Origin of the sequence: Frankia sp. KB5, assembly GCF_002099325.1 — a bacterium.
In the GTDB taxonomy this organism is placed as follows: Bacteria; Actinomycetota; Actinomycetes; order Frankiales; family Frankiaceae; genus Frankia; species Frankia casuarinae.
In genome coordinates this window covers 1-2122 of record NZ_MRUJ01000373.1, presented here as the reverse complement: position 1 = coordinate 2122, position 2122 = coordinate 1, and the positions used below count along the sequence as shown (strand labels likewise).

General features: G+C 71.2%; 2 protein-coding genes. Both read left to right on the top strand.

The features are described 5' to 3' along the window. Positions 1–1272 (top strand): DDE-type integrase/transposase/recombinase (locus KBI5_RS24515; RefSeq protein WP_085016614.1); only part of this gene is annotated, 1272 nt, incomplete at its 5' end. Beyond that, positions 1272–2063, top strand: a complete 792-nt coding sequence (gene istB, locus KBI5_RS24510; protein WP_085016613.1) for an IS21-like element helper ATPase IstB — start codon at positions 1272–1274, stop codon at positions 2061–2063. The genes KBI5_RS24515 and istB, both read left to right, overlap by 1 nt. The last annotated feature ends 59 nt before the right edge of the window (positions 2064–2122 follow it).

Genomic DNA, 2122 nt, shown 5'->3' with positions numbered 1-2122 from the left:
GGAGGTGAGCGCACCACCCGGCGGGTGGTGGCGCAGGTCAAGCAGGCGTTCGCCGCCGGCCGGCGGCGGGTGTTCCGGCCCTGGATCACCGAGCCGGGGCTGTGGTTGCAGTGGGACTGGGGCGAGGGTCCTCGTATCCGCGGCCGGCGCACCCAGTTGTGGTGCGCGTGGCTGGCCTGGTCACGGTTCCGGGTGGTGATCCCGGTGTGGGACAAGACACTGCCGACGATCGTGTCCTGTCTGGACGCGACTCTGCGTCGGATCGGCGGGGTGCCGACGTATGCGTTGACCGACAACGAGAAGACCGTCTCGGTGGACCATGTCGCCGGGATCGCGGTGCGCAACCCCGAGCTGGTGGAGGTCGCCCGGCACTACGGGCTGACTGTCCGCACCTGCGTCCCCGCCGATCCGCAGACCAAGGGCGGGTCGGAGGCCACCGTGCGTATCGCGAAGGCCGACCTGGTGCCCACGACGGCGAACCTGCTCGGCGAGTACCGCACCTTCGGCGAGTTGGAGGCCGCCTGCCGACAGTTCTGCGTCGAGGTCAACGACCGGCCACACCGGGAAACCCGCCGTCGCCCCCTCGATGCGCTGGCCGAGGAACGCACCCGGTGCCACCCGTTGCCGCAGCGGCCGTTCACCATCGCGTTCGGCRCCACCCGGCGCGTGAACTGGGATGGGACGATCTCGGTGGAGGGCGTGCGCTACTCGGTGCCGCACGAGCTGGTCGACACCCGGGTCTGGGCTCGTTTCCACGGCGACGAGCTGATCGTGACCGCGGTCGGCGAGACCGGGCCGGCCGAGGTCGCCCGCCACTGCCGGTCGACACCGGGAACACCCTCTCTTCAGGACGAGCATTACCCGCCGCGGCGCGACAAGGAGACCGAGCGGACCCCGAAGGCCACCTCCGCGGCCGAAGCCGCGTTCCTGGCTCTCGGGCCGGGTGCGGCGAGTTGGCTGACCGAGGCCGCCGCGATCGGCGCCCGCCGCATCCGAGCGAAGATGGCCGAGGCCGTCGCGCTGGCCAAGTTGCACGGCCAGGCCGAGGTCGACAAGGCGCTGGGGACCGCGGCGATCGTGGGCCGGTTCGCCGAGAACGACCTGATCCGGATCCTGGCCCACCAGGCCGGCCGCGACCACGGCGAGCCCACCCGCGCCGGCGAGGGCCACAGCCTCCAGCCGGGAACGTCGGCCTGGTCGAACTTCGGCCTGCCCCACCCGGGCGCCGACGACGCCGACCGCGCCGGCGACGTCGAAGCGGGTGAGATGTGATGGCCACCGGACTGCGCACGGTTTCGGGCTCGGCCGGCGATCCGCTGGCCGAGGCGATCGAGCTGACCCGCCGGCTGAAGCTGCCGCACCTGCGGCGCGCCCTGACCGACCTGGTCCCCACCGCCAAGGCCCAGCGCTGGGACCCGGCCGAGGTCGTGCGCGTCCTGCTCGCGGAGGAGGCCGCCGGCCGGGACGCGGCCAATCTGCGGACCCGCCGCAAACGCGCCGCGTTCCCCGCCGGGAAGACCTTCGGTGACTGGGACGAGACCGCCWCCTCCATCCCACGCCCCACCCAAGAAGCACTGAAAACGCTGGAATGGTTGCAGCGCAAGGAAAACCTCTGCATCTGCGGCCCGTCGGGAACCGGCAAAAGCCACTTCTGCGAAGCACTCGGGCAGGCCGCCGTCGAGGCCGGGATGACGGTGGCCTGGTTCACCATCGAAGACCTCGGAGTACTGCTCCGCCGGCACCGGGTCGACGACTCGATCACCCGGGCGATGACCCGGCTGCTACGCACCGACCTGATCATCGTGGACGACATCGGCCTGCTGCCAGTCTCACCCGACGCCGCCGAGGGCTTCTACCGACTCGTCGACGCGGCCTACGAACGCCRGGCGCTGGYGGTCAGCAGCAACCTGCACCCATCCGGGTTCGACGAGATCATGCCCAAAACCCTGGCCACCGCCACCGTCGACCGGCTGCTGCACCACGCCCACATCGTCGTGACACAGGGTGACAGCTTCCGGCTCGCCCAGGCCACCTCCGGGAAGGGAGTGAAGGCGTTGATCTGATCGACACCTCACCCACGGCGGGGAGCTATCTGGCCGCCGTTGGGGAGGTATCCCTGGCC